General features: G+C 64.1%; 26 protein-coding genes. 13 read left to right on the top strand and 13 right to left on the bottom strand.

Annotated features, from left to right (window positions below; genetic code table 11):
• The first annotated feature begins 6 nt into the window (after window positions 1-6).
• On the top strand, window positions 7-816 hold the full coding sequence (locus C2I35_RS04440; protein WP_103761760.1) for a response regulator: 810 nt from the start codon (window positions 7-9) through the stop codon (window positions 814-816).
• Window positions 817-988: 172 nt separating this feature from the next.
• Here the strand turns inward: C2I35_RS04440 and C2I35_RS04435 are convergent, their stop codons facing one another.
• Both C2I35_RS04435 and C2I35_RS04430 read right to left on the bottom strand, forming a co-directional pair.
• The gene (locus C2I35_RS04435) at window positions 989-1,159 is read right to left on the bottom strand and encodes a DUF1328 domain-containing protein (protein WP_103761759.1); all 171 of its coding nucleotides are present in this window, start codon (window positions 1,157-1,159) and stop codon (window positions 989-991) included.
• Window positions 1,160-1,229: 70 nt separating this feature from the next.
• Window positions 1,230-1,631 carry a hypothetical protein gene (locus C2I35_RS04430; protein ID WP_103761758.1) on the bottom strand — a complete coding sequence of 134 codons (402 nt, stop codon included), beginning with the start codon at window positions 1,629-1,631 and terminating at the stop codon, window positions 1,230-1,232.
• Between the two features lie 75 nt (window positions 1,632-1,706).
• Here C2I35_RS04430 and C2I35_RS04425 point away from each other — a divergent pair, with 75 nt between their 5' ends.
• The 4 genes from C2I35_RS04425 to C2I35_RS04410 all read left to right on the top strand — a co-directional run bounded on the left by C2I35_RS04425 (window position 1,707) and on the right by C2I35_RS04410 (window position 4,295).
• Entirely contained in the window at window positions 1,707-2,435 is a 729-nt protein-coding gene (locus C2I35_RS04425) for a Crp/Fnr family transcriptional regulator (protein ID WP_103761757.1), read from the top strand.
• A gap of 19 nt (window positions 2,436-2,454) precedes the next feature.
• Window positions 2,455-3,429 carry a DNA topoisomerase IB gene (locus C2I35_RS04420; RefSeq protein WP_103761756.1) on the top strand — a complete coding sequence of 325 codons (975 nt, stop codon included), beginning with the start codon at window positions 2,455-2,457 and terminating at the stop codon, window positions 3,427-3,429.
• A 71-nt stretch (window positions 3,430-3,500) separates the two neighbouring features.
• A complete protein-coding gene (locus C2I35_RS04415) occupies window positions 3,501-3,704 on the top strand; it encodes a hypothetical protein (protein ID WP_103761755.1) in 204 nt (67 codons plus the stop codon).
• 297 nt (window positions 3,705-4,001) lie between these two features.
• Window positions 4,002-4,295 carry a hypothetical protein gene (locus tag C2I35_RS04410; protein WP_146049958.1) on the top strand — a complete coding sequence of 98 codons (294 nt, stop codon included), beginning with the start codon at window positions 4,002-4,004 and terminating at the stop codon, window positions 4,293-4,295.
• A gap of 76 nt (window positions 4,296-4,371) precedes the next feature.
• Here the strand turns inward: C2I35_RS04410 and C2I35_RS04405 are convergent, their stop codons facing one another.
• On the bottom strand, window positions 4,372-5,205 hold the full coding sequence (locus C2I35_RS04405; protein WP_103761753.1) for a formate/nitrite transporter family protein: 834 nt from the start codon (window positions 5,203-5,205) through the stop codon (window positions 4,372-4,374).
• Between the two features lie 113 nt (window positions 5,206-5,318).
• On the opposite strand from C2I35_RS04405, the gene C2I35_RS04400 reads away from it, so the two are divergent.
• The 8 genes from C2I35_RS04400 (at window position 5,319) to C2I35_RS04365 (ending at window position 9,339) form a co-directional block, all read left to right on the top strand.
• Window positions 5,319-5,582, top strand: a complete 264-nt coding sequence (locus C2I35_RS04400; RefSeq protein ID WP_103761752.1) for a DUF7218 family protein — start codon at window positions 5,319-5,321, stop codon at window positions 5,580-5,582.
• Between the two features lies 1 nt (window position 5,583).
• The gene (locus C2I35_RS04395) at window positions 5,584-5,796 is read left to right on the top strand and encodes a hypervirulence associated TUDOR domain-containing protein (protein WP_103761751.1); all 213 of its coding nucleotides are present in this window, start codon (window positions 5,584-5,586) and stop codon (window positions 5,794-5,796) included.
• A 47-nt stretch (window positions 5,797-5,843) separates the two neighbouring features.
• Entirely contained in the window at window positions 5,844-6,038 is a 195-nt protein-coding gene (locus C2I35_RS04390; RefSeq protein WP_103761750.1) for a PLD nuclease N-terminal domain-containing protein, read from the top strand.
• Window positions 6,039-6,429: 391 nt separating this feature from the next.
• Window positions 6,430-6,864, top strand: coding sequence for a hypothetical protein (locus C2I35_RS04385; protein WP_245890387.1), 435 nt, complete (start codon window positions 6,430-6,432; stop codon window positions 6,862-6,864).
• Between the two features lie 5 nt (window positions 6,865-6,869).
• Window positions 6,870-7,514, top strand: coding sequence for a MotA/TolQ/ExbB proton channel family protein (locus tag C2I35_RS04380; RefSeq protein ID WP_103761917.1), 645 nt, complete (start codon window positions 6,870-6,872; stop codon window positions 7,512-7,514).
• Window positions 7,477-7,887 (top strand): biopolymer transporter ExbD, encoded by a 411-nt coding sequence (locus tag C2I35_RS04375; RefSeq protein ID WP_281255048.1) that lies wholly within the window; start codon window positions 7,477-7,479, stop codon window positions 7,885-7,887. Before C2I35_RS04380 ends, C2I35_RS04375 begins: the two co-directional genes overlap by 38 nt.
• Window position 7,888: 1 nt before the next feature.
• Entirely contained in the window at window positions 7,889-8,275 is a 387-nt protein-coding gene (locus C2I35_RS04370; RefSeq protein ID WP_103761747.1) for an ExbD/TolR family protein, read from the top strand.
• Window positions 8,272-9,339: an energy transducer TonB family protein gene (locus C2I35_RS04365; RefSeq protein WP_103761746.1), complete on the top strand. Its 1,068-nt coding sequence runs from the start codon at window positions 8,272-8,274 to the stop codon at window positions 9,337-9,339. Before C2I35_RS04370 ends, C2I35_RS04365 begins: the two co-directional genes overlap by 4 nt.
• A gap of 6 nt (window positions 9,340-9,345) precedes the next feature.
• On the opposite strand, the gene C2I35_RS04360 is transcribed toward C2I35_RS04365, so the two are convergent.
• Genes C2I35_RS04360 through C2I35_RS04315 form a run of 10 tightly spaced genes read right to left on the bottom strand, consistent with a single transcriptional unit; the run spans window position 9,346 to window position 18,892 of the window.
• Window positions 9,346-10,461: an alanine racemase gene (locus tag C2I35_RS04360; RefSeq protein ID WP_103761745.1), complete on the bottom strand. Its 1,116-nt coding sequence runs from the start codon at window positions 10,459-10,461 to the stop codon at window positions 9,346-9,348.
• Entirely contained in the window at window positions 10,458-11,615 is a 1,158-nt protein-coding gene (locus C2I35_RS04355; RefSeq protein WP_103761744.1) for an amidohydrolase, read from the bottom strand. The genes C2I35_RS04360 and C2I35_RS04355 overlap by 4 nt, the downstream gene beginning before the upstream one ends.
• 7 nt (window positions 11,616-11,622) lie before the next feature.
• A complete protein-coding gene (locus tag C2I35_RS04350; RefSeq protein WP_103761743.1) occupies window positions 11,623-12,798 on the bottom strand; it encodes a thiolase family protein in 1,176 nt (391 codons plus the stop codon).
• A gap of 3 nt (window positions 12,799-12,801) precedes the next feature.
• Window positions 12,802-14,094: an ArgE/DapE family deacylase gene (locus tag C2I35_RS04345; RefSeq protein WP_103761742.1), complete on the bottom strand. Its 1,293-nt coding sequence runs from the start codon at window positions 14,092-14,094 to the stop codon at window positions 12,802-12,804.
• A gap of 9 nt (window positions 14,095-14,103) precedes the next feature.
• Complete coding sequence (locus tag C2I35_RS04340) at window positions 14,104-14,757, bottom strand: 3-oxoacid CoA-transferase subunit B (RefSeq protein ID WP_245890386.1); 654 nt, start codon at window positions 14,755-14,757, stop codon at window positions 14,104-14,106.
• On the bottom strand, window positions 14,744-15,436 hold the full coding sequence (locus C2I35_RS04335; protein WP_103761740.1) for a CoA transferase subunit A: 693 nt from the start codon (window positions 15,434-15,436) through the stop codon (window positions 14,744-14,746). The genes C2I35_RS04340 and C2I35_RS04335 overlap by 14 nt, the downstream gene beginning before the upstream one ends.
• Entirely contained in the window at window positions 15,433-16,785 is a 1,353-nt protein-coding gene (locus tag C2I35_RS04330; RefSeq protein WP_103761739.1) for an aminotransferase family protein, read from the bottom strand. Before C2I35_RS04330 ends, C2I35_RS04335 begins: the two co-directional genes overlap by 4 nt.
• Window positions 16,782-17,552 (bottom strand): amino acid ABC transporter ATP-binding protein, encoded by a 771-nt coding sequence (locus C2I35_RS04325; protein ID WP_103761738.1) that lies wholly within the window; start codon window positions 17,550-17,552, stop codon window positions 16,782-16,784. Before C2I35_RS04325 ends, C2I35_RS04330 begins: the two co-directional genes overlap by 4 nt.
• Window positions 17,553-17,569: 17 nt before the next feature.
• Window positions 17,570-18,226, bottom strand: a complete 657-nt coding sequence (locus tag C2I35_RS04320) for an amino acid ABC transporter permease (protein ID WP_057792607.1) — start codon at window positions 18,224-18,226, stop codon at window positions 17,570-17,572.
• Between the two features lie 18 nt (window positions 18,227-18,244).
• On the bottom strand, window positions 18,245-18,892 hold the full coding sequence (locus C2I35_RS04315) for an amino acid ABC transporter permease (RefSeq protein WP_103761737.1): 648 nt from the start codon (window positions 18,890-18,892) through the stop codon (window positions 18,245-18,247).
• Window positions 18,893-19,048: the final 156 nt, after the last annotated feature.

Here is a 19,048-nt window from a genome sequence, read left to right as displayed (position 1 = left end):
AATCAAATGACTGAAAAGACTGCCGAGGATCTCAGCGAGAAGATCGGTGCAAATTTGCCTTACCTTCGTCGGTATGCGCGCGCGCTTACAGGGTCGCAGGAGCGGGGCGATCAATATGCGATGGCGACACTTGAGGCGGTGCTGAGCGACCGCGGTGTTTTCGACGCGTCTATTTCCCCGAAATTGGCGCTGTTCAAGGTGTTTCAGCCGATCTGGGCAACGTCCGGCGCCGTGTTTTCAGACGACGATACAGGATTGCAGGCCAAGGCGCAGGCGCATTTGTCGAAGTTGACCACGAACACGCGCGAGGCGCTGTTGCTGCATACGATCGAGGAATTCACTTTCTCCGAAGTCGCTATCATCATGGACGTGTCCGAGGACGAAGCGCGGTCGCTGGTCGAAATTGCCTATGAGGAAATGTCGAGCGTGCTGTCGGGCCGGGTGATGATCATCGAGGACGAAGCGATCATCGCGATGGACCTGGAAGGCATCGTGGGCGACATGGGTCACCGTATCACCGGCATCGCGCGGACGGAAACCGATGCGCTGAAGCTTTTCAACGAAGAGACGCCGAGCCTCATCCTGTCGGATATCCAGTTGGCCGACGGATCGAGCGGGATCGATGCCGTGAACCGCATCATGGAAAATGCGCCGGACATCCCTGTGATTTTCATCACCGCCTTCCCCGAGCGTCTGCTGACGGGCGAGGGACCCGAGCCTGCGTTCCTGATCCCGAAACCGTACCAATCCGACCAGGTTCGTTCGGCAGTGAGCCAGGCAATGTTCTTTTCGTCGACGGAGACACTGAAGGCCTGAGCCGCCGCGCAGTTTTCCAAGCTCACAAGCCCCTCGTTCATTTGTGCGGGGGGCTTTTTCGTGCGTTTGGAGGACTTGGCACGGGGCACTGCAAAGCGATCGAATGAAAATGGGGGCTGCCGGTTTCGGTCAGCCCCCTTAAGGATGTTGTCAGTCGGTTGTGGTCGTCGGGTCACGGTGTGCGGCCGCCGAGCGCACGGGCCACCATGGCCACGACGAATAGCACCAGGAAGATGACAAACAGCACTTGCGCAATTCCGGCGGAGGCCGATGCGATGCCGCCAAATCCGAAGATGCCGGCGATCAATGCAACACCCAGGAATATAAGGGCCCAATGAAGCATCTGCTTGATCCTTTGTTGATCTCGTTACGCGACACAAACGATCAGGCGGCGGGCTGGTTCCAGATATTCTTCAGGCGGCAGGCGGCGTTTGGTCTGTGGTGCAAATATGTTCCACGGGCGCCACTTCGTGCCGGATCGCACCTTCGAGATCGGCGTCAGTGAAGGGGCGGGAGAGCACGCGCATGCCACCTGATGACCCCGGCGCGGATCCGTCGTCGTCGAGCAGCACGATATGAGTATGGCCGGCGGCAAGCGCCGACAGTAGCGTGTCGCGCCGCTCGGTCTCGGGCAAGCCGATGAACGCGAAGGAAAAGTGGTTTTCCGACAGAAGAACATGCGCGCGCTCGGTATCGCTTTCGACGATCACCTCTCCGAGCGAACGCGATTTCGCGAAATCCGCAAGGTCTGCGGCTTCCAGAATTTTGCGCGAAGAAACCAGAACAAGGTCTTCGCGCGGCGCAATCTTTTGCATTTACTACCCCCTCGGTATGAGGCAATCATGGCATAGAATCGTGACGCTCACATTAAACTGCGACATATACCAAGAATGGCGATCGATTGCGGGACCTGCCCGTTGAGGGAACTGGAACTATTCGGCGCGATGACGGCCGAAGAACTTGAGTTCATGACGAGCTTCAAGACCGGGGAACTGCGCGCCGAACAGGGGACCGAGATCCTCGCTGAAGGTGCGTCTTCGACCCAGCTTTACACCGCGTTGAGCGGCATGGGCATCCGATACAAGACAATGGCGGAGGGGCGGCGGCAGGTGGTCGGTTTCGTGCTGCCGGGCGATTTCGTCGGATTGCAAAGCGGCGTGATGGGCGAGATGCAGCATTCCGTCGAGGCGACCACGACGATGAAACTGTGCGTCTTCAACAGATCGGATTTCTGGCGGCTGTTCCAGGCGCAGCCGAAGCGGGCGTTTGACCTGACACACCTGGCCGCGCGAGAAGAGCAGCTGCTGGGCGAAGCGCTGGTCACGGTCGGGCAGATGAACGGTGTCGCCCGCGTGGCCTGGGCGCTTTATCGTTTTTTCCAGCGGCTTCGGGCGCTGGAAATGATCGAGAATGGCCGTGTGCCGTTGCCCTATCGCCAGCAGGACCTGGCAGATGCGGTGGGCCTGTCGCTGGTGCATACCAACAAGACGCTGACGCGCCTGCGCGAGGCCGGGGTGGCCACCTGGCAGGACGATGCGCTGGTCGTTCACAAAGAAGTTGAGCTTGCCCAGCTGGGCAACGTGGAACCGGGAGCCCTCGCAACGCGTCCTCTAATCTGAACGATGGAGGATAACGCCCGTGGCAGAGCGGCTGGTCTATTACCCGGACAGCAACCCCGGCATTCGCCGCGAAAAGCGCGGTCGGGGATTTTCGTACATCAATGTCGACGGCACGCGGATCGACTGTCCGAAGAAGCGGCGCGCGTTGCAGGCGCTGGCGGTGCCGCCGGCCTATACCGATGTGTGGATGGCGCCGATGGGCAATGCGCATCTGTTGGCCACCGGCCGCGACGTGCGGACGCGCAAGCAATACAGGTATCATCCCGACTGGGCCGCGCAACGGGCGCAGACCAAGTTCGAGGGGCTTGGCGCGTTCGGCCAGAGCCTTCCGCGGCTGCGGCGCTGGATCGACCATCATCTTTCGGGCGAGGTGGGCAGCGAGGACACCGCGGTGGCAGCGGTTCTGGCGCTGGTCGACCGCGCGGCGCTTCGGCCCGGGTCACGGGCCTATGCCGAGGAAAACCGGACCTATGGGGCGACCACGCTGAAGCGGCGGCACCTGAGCATCGACGGCGACGCGATTGCGCTGGCCTTCAAGGGCAAGGGCGGCAAGCAGGTGGAAAAGACCTTGCGCGGCAGGAAGCTGGCCAAGGTGATGGAGGCCTGCCAGGACCTGCCGGGCCCGTCGCTGGTGTCGTGGCTGGACGAGGAGGGCAATGCGCGTGGCGTGTCGTCGGACCAATTGAACGCAAAGCTGAACGAGTTGTGCCAGGCCAATGCCACGGCCAAGACGCTGCGCACCTGGCACGGAACGCTGGCCGCTTTCGCGGTCGCGGCACATTCGGACGCTATCAGCATCAAGGCGCTGGCCGAGGCCGCGGCAGAACGTCTGCACAATACGCCGGCTATCGCGCAAAAGAGCTATGTACATCCGGAGGTTCTGGAGCTTGCGCGGCTGAAAACGGGGACGCATGGCGCGCGCATTCCGAAGATTGGCACACCTGCGGACGGGTTCCGGCGGGGTGAAGAGGCGCTGATAAAATTTATTTCGTGAGCGGGCACATTTTTTGGAACCTGCACCGACGCGGGGCGTTGGTGCAGTGAGATAAACGACAAGGAGACAGCATGTCCGCACCCGAAACAAATTTGGAACGTCAAAAAAAGCGCCATATCGGTCCCCTCGGCGGGATGCTTCTGGTTGTAGCTTTCGCGGCGATCCTGTTCGGCGTGTTCTACATTCTGGCCACCGATGGTGAAGAAGCCGGCGATGGTGTGCAAGCACCTGCAACAAGCACGGAGAACTCAGCCGGTTCCGACACCAACAACTAGGCGATGCAGACAGGTACCGTGGCAGACATTCTTGTCCCCGGGCTGTTCATCATCGCAAACGTGGCGATCCTTTGCTTCGCGATTTTCGTGAAGCGGCAAGAACATAGGCGTGAACGTTCGGAGACCGGGCGGGACGCCGCCGAGACGCGCTGACAGCATCCCCCCGTCCCCTGTCAGTGCGGCGCGTAGAACGCGCCCAGCACCGCAGCCCGTCCCAGGCTGCGGTGCTTAAATTTTTCGGGAACCTTATTAGATTACAGGCGTTTATTTGTCGAACCTTATGAGAGGGGAGTAACGATGAAACGCTTTGTACTATCACTTTTGATCGGAACGATGCCGTTGGCCGCAACAGCCGCGCCGCTGGCTGACGAGTTGAAAAACTACGTGGCTGCTGTTGACATGGCAGCGCTTGACAGCGACGCCCGCGCCGAGCTTCAAACGATCATTGCAGACCCAGGCAAAAGCCACGGGAACAAGGTGCTGAGCGTGCATACGGTGCTTGACCGCAACAATGCGCTGCGCGACGTGGACATTCACGGCGGCGCTCTGGACGAAGGCGAAGCGCAAATCGGGCTCGCGTCGTATAACTAACGTCGACTCACAGATTTCAACGGCCACGGATGCGCGTGCCCTGCCAGGGTCACGCGCATTTTCGTTTTCGAGCGGGTCAGCGGGGCTCGTCGACCTCGGGCATGACCTGGGCATAGGTCAGGACGGTAAAGATCAGGGTGCCGCCCACCACGTTGCCGAGCAGCACGGGAAGAAAGAACCCGACGAACGCGGGGGTGGCATCGAGCTGTCCCTGCACCATCAGGTAGGCCATCTCGACCGAGCCGGCGATCACGTGGGTGAAATCGCCCAAGGCGATCAGCCATGTGAAAAGCACGATCAGCCCGATCTCGTTGCGCTTGGAGGACGGCAGCATCCAGACGATCGCCGCGATCAGGATACCGGCGGGGATGCCACGCATGAAGCCCTCGAACGGCGGAAAGCTGGTGGCGTGTTCGCTGAGTTCGGTAAAGGCGGCGGCGACCGGCTCTGTCAGGACACCACCATGGGCGAAGAAGGCGGCGACGATGAAGGCGCCGATGATATTGGCCACCAGTACCGCGCTCCACAACCTGGCGGTGCGGCCTATGGTGTGGGCGCACGGGTCGATCATCACGGGGACAACGGTGGTGATGGTGTTTTCGGTGAAAAGTTGCAGCCGGGCCATGATCACAAGCACGAACCCAAGCGAATAGCCGAAATTTTCGATGATATAGGCCCAGTCGGCCTCGGGCAGATGGGCGCGCAGCAATGCCTCGCTCAGGACCGAGAACGAGATCAGCAGACCGGCGGCGATGCCCGAGAACCACAGGGCGGTCATCGGGCGTTCAAGTTCCTCTTCGCCATTGCGGCGGATCGACTCGAAAATCAGGCGCGGTGACAGCGCCGCTGCCTCTTCGACGGCTTCCTTTTCTTTTTCCTGCTTGATCAGATCGTTATCGGTCTTCGACATTACCCACTCCGGTCATCGGCACGTTGCCTGCACATATCGCGGTTACACCACGTTCGCGGGAACAAATAGGGCGGCGCGACGTTTTATCCCCAGCATTATTCGGAGAAACCGTCATGGCAGAGTCCAACGGATCGTCCATCAAGGACGAAGACACATACGAGGCGTTGCGCGACAAGGGCTACAGCAAATCGAAGGCGGCCCGGATCGCCAATGCGCAGGCCAACGACAACATGGCCCCGTCGAAGAAAGGCGGCAAAGCCCCGCCCTATGAGCAATGGTCGAAAACCGAGCTTTACGACCAGGCGCAGAATGTCGGGATCGAAGGTCGATCGGACATGACGAAAGAAGAATTGATCGATGCGCTGAGGCGCGACTGACATGGCAATTTCCCAAGGCGACACGGTCGAGTGGGACTGGGGCAACGGCACCGGTCAGGGTGAGGTCCGGAAGGTCTATACCCAAAAGACCACCGTCAAGATCAAGGGATCCGAGATTACGCGGGATGCCGACGACGATTGCCCTGCGTACCTGATCGAACAGGACGACGGCGACGAGGTGCTGAAAAGCGCCAGCGAAGTGCGCAAAGCCTGAAACAAACGTGAGACTGAAGCGTTAGACACTTAGAAAAGGAGACAAAAATGTTGGAAGTTGGTGGCCTTGGTGGCCTTATCGTGCTGGTGCTGGATATCTGGGCATTGGTGAATATCATCGGTTCGAGCGCCTCGACCGGCAAGAAGGTTCTGTGGAGTTTGCTGGTGATTGTCCTGCCGATTATCGGCTTTATCATCTGGCTGATCGCAGGTCCGCGTAGCGCGTCGACCTCAAAGATCTAACAGCACTTACAAGTAGATTTTCGCGGGGCGCGTCTGATGGGCGCGCCCCGTTTTCGTTCTGGCTTGTGCGAGGAGACGAGCGCGGCGGGTATACCTGATTAATTTGTTTAGGTATTGAGTGTCTCATCGGGATGTGACACATATGCGCCAACGCGTCTCCAAGCCGAGTCTCATCTTCTGCCAGGCCGACGCACGACACACGCACCGGTGGCAGAAGATCGGGGGATGCGCACGAAATTGCGATCTGCGGGCAAGCCGCGTTCCGAATCCCCTCGTTTTCCGCGATAGTCACGGTCGGAGGGCGCTTGACCGCGCCGCGAATTGGTTTGAAACGTGGCCCGGCCTGCATCCTGCGGGGCGCGGCGTGGATCACGTGAGAAGGAGACGCGAGATGAAGAGGATCATGACCGGCGTCGTTGCGATGGTGACGAGCTTGTGGGCGGCACAAGGCGTGTTGGCGCAGGAAGAAGAGCTGGGCGAGGCCGTGCTGATCGAGCTGAACGCGACCAAGGCGAACGAGGGCAGTTGCACGCTGACCTTCCTGGTGATCAATGGGCATCAGAGCCAGATCGACAAGGCGGTTTATGAAACGGTGCTGTTCGATAGCCAGGGGCAGGTGGACCGCCTGACGCTGTTCGATTTCGGAACCTTGCCGCCAGGGCGGCCGCGGGTGCGCCAGTTCACCGTGCCGGGCATGGCCTGTGACGGGCTGGGCCAGGTGCTGATCAACGGCGCGCATACCTGCGAGGCGGCGGACCTGCCGGAAAGCGCCTGTGCGACCGACCTTAAACTGGACACGCGGACCGATATCGAGGTGACGGGATGAACGGGATGTTGGAAAGCCTGCGCCAGGTCGCCGATCTGGGCGGTCCGGTCGTTCTTATCCTGCTGGCGGTGTCGGTGATCACGCTGGCGACGGTCCTTTACAAGCTGTGGCAGTTCTCGGCGGCCGGTGTCGGGCGGCACAAGGCGCTTAAGGATGCGGTCGCGGCCTGGGACGAGGGCGATCTTGCGGCGGCGCTGGCGGCGCTGAAGCAATCGAAGAGCTACCTTGCGCCGGTGATCGAAATGGCATTCTCGGCCCGTCCGGAAGATGCCAAGCGGCTGGAGGCCGAGGCGGAATCGCGCTTTGCTCGTCTGGAAGGCGGGTTTCGCCTGCTCGATAGCGTGGCGCAACTGGCGCCACTCCTGGGTCTGTTCGGCACGGTGCTGGGCATGATCGAGGCGTTCCAGTCCTTGCAGGAGGCCGGGTCGCAGGTCGATCCGTCGCTTCTGGCGGGGGGCATCTGGGTGGCGCTGCTGACCACCGCCGTGGGTCTGGCCGTTGCCATGCCGACCGCGATGGTGCTGAGCTGGTTCGAGGGCCGTATGGACGGCGAACGCGTCACGGCGGAGCGGGCGATTTCGACGGTCCTGTATCCGCAGGGACGGGCCGGACATGCCTCCGAGTTCGAGGCGGAGCCGAGCCGTGCGTAAGACCTCGCGGCGCAGGCGCTTGTCGATGACGTCGCTGATCGACGTGATCTTCCTGCTGTTGTTGTTCTTCATGCTGTCATCGACCTTTTCGCGCTTTGCGGAGGTCGAGCTGTCCGCCGCCGGGGCGGGCGGCAGTGGCAGCAGCGAGGCCAAGATCAGCTTTCTGCGCCTGAGCGACGAGGGCTTGAGCCTGAATGGAAAGGATATGGAGATCGAAGGGCTGAGTGCCGCCTTTGCCGAGATGCCGCCGAGCGATGAGGCGCGGCCCGTGGTCGTCAGCCTGCGTGACGGCGTGACGGCACAACGGCTGACCGATCTTCTGGTCGTGCTGCGCGGCATCGAGCGCGTCAGCATCAGCGTGCTGGGGTCCTGAGATGCGCAAGGCCAAGACATCCTCGCGCCGGGAGCCGACGATTGCATTGATCAACATCGTGTTCCTGATGCTGGTGTTCTTCATGGTGGCGGGCACCCTGTCGCAACCTTTGGACAAGGAACTGAGCCTTGTGCGGACGGCGGACCTGGAAGGGCGGTCGCCGCCCGACACGCTGGTCGTGCATCCCGACGGGCGGATGAGTTTCCGTGGCGAGGATATCGCGTCGGCCGAGGATTTCCTGGCGCGGCGCAGCGATGAAGAGCGAGAGGTGGTGCGGGTGGTCCCCGATCAGGAGCTGTCGGCGCAGACACTGGTAAACCTGGCGCGGGATCTGCGCGGCGCAGGAGCGGAGCGGGTGCTGATCGTCACCCAGAGGGGGTTGGAATGATCGCGTCATCCCGTCTTGTGAAAACCTTTGCCGCCACGGCGGCGCTTGTAGTGCATGGTACCGTCGTGGCCGCGGTTTTCCAGGGCGAGGCGATCGAGATCGAGGGCGATGCGGGCGGCGTGGAGGCCAGCATCGGCAACAGCTTTGCCGACATGGCGGCGGGGGTGATGACGCCGGATGCCACCGAGGAAGCCGTCGAGGAGACGCCACCGGAGGAGGTGACGTCGCAGGAACTTCCGGACGAGGTGACGGAAGACGCGACACCTCAGGAAACGGCGCAGGACACGCCAGAAGAAACTGCGCAGGACCGGCCTGAGACCTTGCCAGAGGTCGAGCCGCAGGAAGCCGCCGAGCCGGTGGAACAGGCCGAGACTGCGCCTGTCGTACCGGCCGAAACGCCCGCCGAAAGTGTGCCTGACCCGGTCGAGCAGGCGGAGATCACGCCGAACGTGCCATTGGTCCCGGTGACCCCGTCCGAGACCGTGCCGGAGGAAAGCGTGCAGCCGACAGAACCGCAGCAGGCGGAGATGCTGGAGCCGGTGGACGAGGCGCCGACGGCGGTGACACGCTCGTTGCGGCCCAAGCCGCGCAGCGCGGAGTTCGAGGAAGCGCACAAACCCGAACCGCCCAAGGCGCAGCCGAAGAAGAGAGAACCCGCACCCAAGCGCACGACCCAGTCGAAGCCCAAGCCGCAGCCCAAGGGCAACGCGCAGCAGAACGCGCGCGCGGGCAGTGCCACGGGGTCCCAGACGCAGACCAGATCGGCGGCGCAAGGTTCGGGCCAATCGCAGGCCGCCGGCAATGCCGCGGCCAGCAACTATCCCGGAAAGGTCATGCGGAAGATCTCGCGTGTGCCGCGCCCGCGCGTGGGCAGTCGAGGGACGGCGGTTGTGTCGTTCCGCATCGGCGGCAACGGCGGTCTGGCGGGGGTTTCGATTGCACGCAGTTCCGGTTCGTCAGCGCTGGACCAGGCGGCGGTGCGGATGATCCAGCGGGCTGCGCCGTTCCCGCCGCCGCCTGCAGGCGCACGGACCAGTTTCTCGATCAACATCAAGGGCAGTTGACGGCGTTTACCGGACGATCCGGTGATTGCTCAGGCCCCAGTCGGTGTAGAGATCGGCGATGATGGTGCCGAACTGCGCTTCTGCGTTTTCCAGCGAGCTGCGCGTATCGCGCGATCCGCCGAAGATCACCGCCGGCTCGCCGATGGAAATGTCACCGAGGCCCGTGACGTCGGCCACGGTGGTGTTCATGGAGATGCGGCCCAGAATCGGCGCCTCGTGCCCGCCGATCAGGGCCGTGCCGCTGTTCTGACCAGCGCGGCGGACACCGTTGGCGTACCCGATGGAGAGGCAGGCCAGGCGGCGGGGGGTATCCAGAACGAAGGTGCGGTCGTAGCCCACGGTCGCGCCTGCCGGGTAATCGCCAAGGCTGACGACGCGGGTCTTCAGGTCCATCGTGGTCTGAAAGCCCCATTCGGGCTTTAGGATGCCATAGAGAACGGCTCCGCAGCGGTACATGTCGGTCTTGACGGGTTCATCGGAGACGAGAGTGAGCGAGCTGCCGGCATGGATGAGAGTGCTGTCGCGCGAGAGGCTGCCTTGGTGCAGGACCCAGTCGGCGTGCTTTTGAAAGAGCGCGGCGCTGGCACGCAGATCGTCCGGCGCGTTGCTGGGAAAATGGCTGGTTATGGCGGTGACGCTGTCGCCCAGGTGGTCGAGGATGGCGCGGCAGGCAGCGCGGCCGTTCTCGGTTTCGATTTCCAGACCGTCGCGGGACATGCCCAAGGCGTTGAGAGACAGGTGGGCGCGGACGGGGGCACCGGAGTTCCTAAGTGCAGCCAGGTTTTCGGCGGCCTCGACCGTGCCGACCTGTTCCTCGACCTTGTCGGGCAGGGCCGCGCGGGCCTCAACCGGCGTGGCAGCGCGTAGGCGGATGAGCTGGCCGGTGTAGCCTGCGTCGCGAACCGCGCGGGCCTCGGCGTTCGAGGTGATGGCGATGCAGTCGATGCCATGGGCGCGGACCAGCGGGACGACGTTGGCGATGCCGTGGCCATAGGCGTCGGCCTTCAGCACGGCGCAGAAGCGTCGGCTCTTGGGGACGAGGCCAAGCGCAATGCGGATGTTGGCGTCGATCCGGTCGCGATGCACCTCGCACCAGGCGTCGGGGATCGCGGGGTCGGTCATGTGTCGGGCAAGCCCAGGATGTGATCGACGATGCCGGTGAACTGGTCGATCACGACGGGCAGGAGTGCGTCGGGGAAGTCATAATCGGGATTGTGTAGCTGGGGCATGTCCGTGCCCGCGCCGACATAGAGCATTGCGGCCTTCGCGCCGTCATCGCCGATACGCCCGAAATCCTCGGACCAGCGCATGGGCGTGGCCATCTCGACGACCTCATGCCCGAGGTCGTGGGCCACGCGGCGGGCGATGTCGGTGGTGTCCGCGTCGTTGACCACCCCGCGAAAGACGTCGTGCCAGTGGATGTCGGTGACAAGCTCGCCCTGCGCCTGGGCAACCTTGTGCAAGGCGGTGTTTATCAGCGCGTCCATCCCCTCGTTGGTCATGGTGCGCAGGGTGACGCGCAGCTCGCCATCGGCGGGGGCGATGCCGAAGGCGGGCTCGCCAAGGTTGGCATGGGTGAGGGTGGCGAGGGTGAAATCGGCGTCGGCGATCGTGCCGCGGCTGAGGGCGGGCAGGGCGGTCATAAGGGTTGCCATGGCCGGGCCGGGGGACAGGCCGTCCTCGGGGGCCGCGGCGTGAGAGCTTTTGCCGGTCAGCAGGATCTGCATCCCGCGCGAGGCGCAGTTGGCGGGGCCGGAGCGAAGGCCGATCTCTCCCAGCGGGCGGCCGGGGACATTGTGGTAGGCGAAGGCATAATCCGGGCGGATCTCGGGCCATTGCGGGTCTTCGATCACAGCTTGAGCGCCCGCGCCGGTTTCCTCGGCCGGTTGGAAGAGCAGGACGATGCGGCCCTTGGCAGGCCGGGTGGCAAGGCGCATAGCGACGCCCAGCAGGGTGGCCATGTGGCCGTCATGGCCGCAGAGGTGGCCCTTGCCGTCGATCTGAGAGGCATGGGCGATGGTGTTGATTTCTCGGATGGGCAGACCGTCGAGTTCGCAGCGCAGAAGGACGGTGGGGCCAGGGGCGCGGCCAGTGAATTCGGCGGCGACGCCGTGGCCGCCGAGGCCTTGCCAGATGCGGTCGGCCCCGAGGGCGGTGAGTTCGCGCGTGATGCGCCTGGCAGTCTCGACCTCGTCGCCCGACACTTCGGGGCGGCAGTGCAGGTCATGGCGCAGGGCCGTGAGATAGGCGATCTGGTTGGAGGGAAGCGTGATCATGGGAGCCTCAGAAGATTTCCAGAAGTCCGGCGGCGCCCTGGCCGCCGCCGACGCACATCGAGACAACGCCCCACTTGGCGCCGCGGCGGCGGCCTTCGAGCAGGATATGCCCTGCCATGCGGGCGCCGGACATGCCGTAGGGATGGCCGATGGAGATGGCACCGCCGTTGACGTTGAGTTTGTCGTCCGCGATGCCCAGCGTGTCGCGGCAATATAGAAGCTGGGCGGCGAAGGCCTCGTTGATTTCCCAGAGGTCGATGTCGCTTTGGGTGAGGCCCGCGCGGTCGAGCAGCCGGGGGATTGCGTGGACGGGGCCGATGCCCATCTCCTGCGGCGCGACACCGGCGACGGTGAAGCCGCGTAGCGCGCCAAGTGGGCTGAGGTTGCGGCGCGACGCTTCGGCTTCGGACATGACGACGAGGGCGGCGGCGCCGTCGGAGAGCTGGCTGGCATTGCCGGCGGTGACGATTTTGTCCGGGCCGCGCACGGGCTGAAGGTTGGCCAGCCCTTCGGCGGTGGTGCCGGGGCGGTTGCATTCGTCTTGCTCGATCCGGACGGGCTCTTCGTGTGTTTCTTTCGTGGTCTTGTCGGTGACCAGCTTGGTCGCCTCGACGGGGATGATCTCGTCTGCGAAAAGGCCGGTGTCTTGTGCCTGCGCGGTGCGCTGCTGGCTTTGCAGGGCGTAGGCGTCCTGCGCCTCGCGGGTGACGCCGTAGCGGGCGGCGACGACCTCTGCCGTATCCAGCATGGCCATGTAGTAACTGTCGGGCACGGCGGGGTCGCGGTAGCGGTGGGCGTTCCAGTGGTCGTTCTGGACGAGTGAGATGCTGTCGAGGCCACCGGCGAGGGCGACGTCTACGCCCTCGGCTTGGACGATGTGGGTGGCGATGGCCAGCGCGTTGAGGCCCGAGGCGCATTGGCGGTCGATCGTGGCGCCTGCGACGCTGTCGGGCAGATGTGCCGCCTGCGCGATGTGACGGGCGACGTTTACGCCGGAGGTGCCCTGAGTGAGGGCGGAGCCGAAGATGGCGTCCTCGACCTCGCCGCCTTCAAGCCCGGCGCGTTCGAGTGCGGCGCGGACGGCGGGCGCGGCGAGGCTGGGGGCCGTGAGGTTGTTGAAGGCGCCGCGATAGGCCTTGCCGATGGGGGTGCGGGCGGTGGAGACGATGACGGCGGTGCGCATGGCTCAGGACTCCTCCGTGCCGCACCAGTCGGCGATGAAAAGCGCGGTGGCTTTCGTGACGCGGCGGAGGCTGTCCAATTCGACCCGTTCATTGAAGCCGTGGATCGCCTCGGCCCGGGGGCCGTAGACCAGCGCGGGCGTATCGGCATAAAGGCCAAAGAAGCGCGCGTCGGTGGTGGCGGTGATCGGCTCGCGGGTGAGCGCCTCGCCGGTGACGGTTCGGTGGGCGGTTTCGAGTGATGCGACGGCATTGGTGGCGGTCTGCGAGCTGTCGCGAGAGAGCGCGTAACCTTCGGCGTGAAAGCCGTGATAGACGATCTCGGGCAGGGAGTTGCGCAGGAAGGCGTTTTGCTGCGCGGCGTCACGGAGGACCTGCTCGATCTCCTGTTTGGCGGCGTCGAGGGATTGACCGGGGAAAAGCCCCATGCGCACATCAAAGACGGCCCAGGCGGGGACGGAGCTGGTCCAGTCGCCGCCTTGAAACTTGCCGATATTGAGGTTGAGCGCGTGGTCCATGTGGGCATATTCGGGCGGGCGGTTCTGTTCCGCGTTCCAACGATGCTCCATGTCGTGCAGGGCCTGGATCAGCGGGAAGGCCGCCTCGATGGCGTTGGCGCCGGTGCCTGCATAAGCGACATGGGTGGGCAGGCCCTTGAGGTGGATCTGGAACCACAGGACGCCAAGCTGAGCGCTGACAAGTTGTTCGGCGAAAGGTTCGGGGATGAGGGCGGCGTCGGCGGTGTATCCCCGGGCGAGGCAGGCCAGTGCACCGTTGCCGGTGCATTCCTCCTCGACGACGGATTGGAAGTGGACGTCCGCCGCCGGGGCGAGGCCGCAGGCGGTGAGCGCATCGAGCGCGAAGAGGTTGGAGGCGAGGCCCGCCTTCATGTCACCGCCGCCACGGCCGTAGAGCCAGCCGTCAGCCACATGCGGCTCGAACGGGGGGCTGTCCCACATGTCGAGCGGGCCGGCGGGGACCACGTCGATATGGCCGTTGAGGATGAGGGAGCGGCCCTTGGAGGTTTTGGAGCGATGCGTGGCGACGACGTTCACGGCGTTCTCGTAGGGGGTGAGGACGGGAGAGAAGCCGGGGAGGTTCTGGATGTCGGCGATGTCGATCTGCCAGCGGTCAACCGGATACCCGCGCGTGGTCAGTTCCGTCGCCATGAAGTCTTGCGCGGATTGTTCATTGCCGCGTGTGGAGGGGTGGGACGTGAGCTCGCTCAGGAACGCGACTTGCCGGTCGAAACCGGCATCGACGGCGGCACAGAGGCGGGTTTTGAGGTCTTCGGTCATTAAGGCGGCTCAGAAAGTCGGAATGGGGGCGTCGGGAATTGAAAGAGGCGCATCGGTGGCGCGTTGCACGTCCTCGGGGCTGGTGCCTTCGGCAAGTTCGGTCAGGGCGAACCCGTCGGGAGTGACGTCGATCACGGCAAGATCTGTGAAGATGCGGGTGACGCAGGCGCTGGCCGAGAGAGGCAGGGCGCAGGTCTGCTTGAGCTTGGGGTTTCCGGCGCGGTCGGTGTGGGTGGTGAGCACGGCGACGCGGCGGGCCTTTTGCGCCAGTTCGATGCCGCCGCCCGCGCCGGGGCTGAACTTGCCGGGGATTTTCCAGTTGGCGAGGTCGCCGGTCTCGCTGACCTCGAAGGCGCCCAGCATGGTGAGGTCGAGCCGACCCGAGCGGACCACGGCAAAGCTGGTGGCGCTGTCGAAGAAGGCCGAGCCGGGCACGGGCGTGACGTAGGCCCCGCCCGCGTCGATCAGGTTGCGGTCGGCGCGGTCGGGCGAGAGCGCCGGCCCGATCCCGGTCATGCCGTTTTCCGTGTGCAGGCAGACTGGGAAATCGGCGGGCAGGTGGTTCACGACCTTCGTCGGCAGGCCGATCCCGAGGTTGACGACCATGCCCGGTGCAATCTCGCGCGCGGCGCGGGCGACCATGCGATCCCTAGCGTCGGACAACGGCGTAATCCTCTGTAATCTCGGGCAGTTCCGTGACGTGATCGACGAAGACGCCGGGGGTGTGGACGGTGTTGGGATCAAGTTCTCCCAGCGGCACGACGCGCTCGGCCTCCGCGATCACAAGTGGCGCGGCCATGGCCATGAGCGGGTTGAAATTCTGCGCCGTGGCGACATAGGCGAGGTTGCCGAAGGGGTCGGCGGTGTCGGCGTGGATCAGGGCCACGTCGGCGCGCAAGGCCGGCTCGACCAGGTAGGGGGTGCCGTTCATCTCGACCACCTGCTTGCCGCGGGCCAGTTCGGTGTCGATTCCGATATCGCTGAGGATCGCACCGATGCCCGCGCCGCCTGCGCGGATACGCTCAGCCAGGATGCCTTGCGCGTTGAACTCGACCTCGAGCGCGCCGGAATTCATCAGGCCGATGGCGTGGCTGTTGAGACCCAGATGCGTGGTGATGAGGCGTTTGACCTGCCCGCTTTGCAGCAGGTGATCGATGCCCATGCCGGGCTCGTTGGCGTCGTTCTTGATGAGCGTCAGGTCGCGCGCGCCGTGGGCCACCAGCGCGCGGATCAGGGTCATGGGCGTGCCGGGGACGCCGAAGCCGCCGACCATTATACTGTCGCCGTCCTTGATGTGGGCGATGACGGCCTCGATGGAGGTTCGCTTGTCGGGGAGCCTCATGCCGCGCTCTCCACCGGCAGGCCGATCTCACGCGCGAAGGCGTCGAGGGCGTCGCGGAGGATTGCCATCATTTCGGCGATTTGCGCCTCGGTGATGATGAGGGGCGGGGCGACGAGGAAATGGTCGCCCTTGGTGCCGCCGCGGGTGCGGCGGGAATAGATAATGAGGCCGCGTTCGTAGGCCAGTTCGACGAGGCGGTCATGGGCGTTGAGCGCAGGGTCGAGCGGTTCCATCGTGGTGCGGTCGGAGACGAATTCGAAGGCTGTGAGCAGCCCCTTGCCACGCACGTCGCCGATGAAGGGATAGCGGTCCATCAGGGCGCGCAATTCGGTCATCAGGACGTCGCCCATGCGGGCGGCGTTGTCGATGAGGTCGTGTTCCTCCATCTCTTCCAGCACCGCCAGACCGGCGGCGCAGGCCAAAGGGTTGCCGGCATAGGTGAAGCCGTGGGCGAAGCCGCCCGCATCCAGCACCGGATCGACAAGGCGGCGACCCGCGACCATCGCGCCGAGGGGTGCGTAGCCCGCGCCGAAGCCCTTGGACATGGCGACGATATCGGGGGTGATGCCCCAGTGTTCGGCAGCGAGGAATTTGCCCGTGCGGCCCGCGCCGGTCATGACCTCGTCATAGATCAGGAGCACGCCGAACTCGTCGCAGATCTCGCGGACGCGGCCATAATAGCTGTCGGGCGCGACGAGCGCGCCAGTGGAGGCACCGCCGACGGGTTCCATGATGAAGGCCAGCACGGTGTCGGGACCCTCGGCGATGATCTTGTCGCGCAGGAGGTCTGCGTATTTCAGGCCGCGCGCCTCTTCCGTCAGGTTGTCGCGGTCTAGATAGGTGGTGGGGGCGGCGACCTTGGGCATCTCGCTCATCATCGGAGCGAAGGGGTCGCGCAGGGGCGCGTAGCCGGTGAGGTCGAGCGCGCCGAAAGTGCAGCCATGGTAGGAGGGAAAGCGCGAGATGACCTTGTAGCGGTCGTTATGGCCTTGGGTCAGGGCGTATTGACGGGCCAGTTTCACCGCACTTTCCACCGCCTCGGACCCGCCGGAGACGAAGAACACGCGGTCCAGCCCCTCGGGCGTCATGGCGAAGGTTTTCGCGGCCAGATCCTCGGACGGGTGGGTGCGGAAATGCAGGCGGTAGCCGAAGGTGGCCTTGTCCATCTGCGCCTTCATTTTGGCCAGCACGCGCGGGTTGGAGTGGCCGATATTGGACACCATTGCGCCCGACGAGCCGTCGATGTACCGCTTGCCGGCCTCGTCGATCAGGTAGATGCCCTCGCCGTGGTCGAGGAACGGTCGCGGGTTGCGCGACTGGTAGAAGAGATAGGACGTGTTGTCGGTCACTTGGCGCCTGCGAGGTGTTTGCGAAGAAATTCGCGGGTGCGTTCCTTGGTAGGGTTCTTGAAGACGACGCTGGGCGGGCCTTCCTCGACCACCACGCCCTTGTCCATGAAGAGCACGCGGTCACAGACGGAGGCGGCGAAATCCATCTCGTGTGTGACGATGATCATGGTCATGTGTTCCTCGGCCAGCTTTTTCATGACCTGGTTCACCTCGTCCACCAGTTCGGGATCGAGGGCGGAGGTGGCCTCGTCGAAAAGCATCAGCTTGGGCTTCATGGCGAGGGCACGGGCGATCGCGACGCGCTGTTTCTGGCCGCCAGAAAGCTGCGAGGGGTAATAGTCGATCCGTTCCAGCATCCCGACCTTATCGAGCTGTTCCTCGGCCAGTTTGTCGGCGTCGGCCTTGCTGAGACCCTTGAGCAGCTTGGGCGCCATGGTGACGTTGTCGCGGGCGGTCATGTGCGGGAAAAGGTTGAAGTGCTGGAAGACCATGCCGATGTCCTGGCGCATCTGGTTGATGTGCTTTTCGTATTGGCGGTAGGGGAGGTCCTTGTTTACCTGGACGCCGTCGAGCCATATCTCGCCCCCCGTCAGCGCGTCGAGGTCGTTGATGGCTCGCAGCAGCGTGGACTTGCCCGAGCCCGACGGGCCGATGATCGCCACGATCTGGCCGCGGGCGACGTTGAGGCTGATGTCCTTGAGAACCTCAAGCTTGCCGAAGGATTTCTGGGCGTGCTTGATTTCGACGAAATGTTCGGTGTCGGTCATGGTCTGTCTCCTGACGATCAGCGCGAGATTGCGATGCGGCGCTCGATGCGGCGCTGCACCCATTCCATGCAGAGGTTGATGACGTAGTAGAAGGCGGCGGCGACGAGGTAGAACTCGAACGGTCTGTAGGTGGCACCGATCACGCGTTGCGCCGAGAGGGTCAGTTCGCTGACCCCGATCACCGACACCAGCGCGCTGTCCTTCAGAAGCGCGATCATGTTGTTGCCGATGGGGGGGATCACGTCGCGCACGGCCTGCGGGATGACCACCTTGCGCAGCGCCTGGCCACGGCTGAGGCCGACGGTGCGGGCGGCCTCCATCTGGCCCTTGTCGACGGACAGGATGGCGGTCTGGATCAGTTCGGAATTGTAGACTGCGAAGTGCAGGCCAAGCCCGATGATGCCGGCGACGAAGGCGGGCAGGTCAATGCCGATCTGCACGAGGCCAAAATAGATCAGGAAGAGCTGCAGCAGAAGCGGCGTGCCCATGAAGACCCATTCGATCAGGCGGAAGGGCTGGCGGATGATCCACGGCGCGTATAGCGCGATAACCGCGAAAATGATCCCGCCGAAGAAGCTGACGAGCGCGGCGGCGACGGCGATGAAGATCGTCCACAGACACCCCAGCAGGATCACGTCGAGATGTTCCGGAACAACCGTAAAGTCGAGGCCCATTCTGGTTTTCCTTTCCGATCAGTTGATCTGGACGCGGCGGTCCAGCCAGGCGACGGCCCGGCCGGTGGCGTAGATGATGATCATGTAGAGAATGCCCGCGAGCAGGAACATCTCGAACGGTTTGTAGGTGGAGCCGATGTAGCGCTGCGCGGTGTAGGTGAGTTCGACCACCGAGATGGCGGCCACGAGCGCGGTGGACTTGATCAGCATGTTGAGGTTCACGCCCAGCGGGCGGACCATCAGGCGGGCGGCCTGGGGCAGGATGGCGTTGTAGAACGTCTGCCACCGGCTGAGGCCGAGGGTGCGGGCGGCCTCGCGCTGGCCCTTGGGGATCGAGATAATCGCGCCGCGGATGGTTTCGGTCATGTAGGCGCCGACATTGACGCCAAGGCCGATGACTCCGGCCTCGAACGCGTCGAGCTGGATGCCGACCTGGGGCCCGCCGAAGTAGAGGATGAAAAGCTGGATGAGTGCGGGTGTGCCGCGAAAGACGCTGACATAGGCCGCGCCGATGAAGCGGAAGACCGCGAGGCGCGAGAGCCGCATCGCCGCGCCAAGCGCGCCGCAAGTGAGGCCGAGCAAGGCCGTCAGGACAGACAGCTGGATCGTCACCCACGCGGCTTGCAGGAAGAAGGGGTAGACCCTTTGCATCAACTCTATGTCCATGGCGTGTCCTTCTGGCAGATCGCGGGGCCGGGGCATGCACGGGGCTCTTGTCCGGCGAGATCGAGTACGTGCTTGGACGGGACGGCGGCAAGGCGCAGTGCGCGCGGGCCGTCAGCCGGTCCGATCGGGGATCAGGTTCCCGGAAGGCCCCGCCAC

Source organism: Roseovarius confluentis (assembly GCF_002917925.1).
Taxonomy (GTDB): Bacteria; Pseudomonadota; Alphaproteobacteria; order Rhodobacterales; family Rhodobacteraceae; genus Roseovarius; species Roseovarius confluentis.
This window is presented reverse-complemented; position numbering and strand designations above follow the sequence as displayed.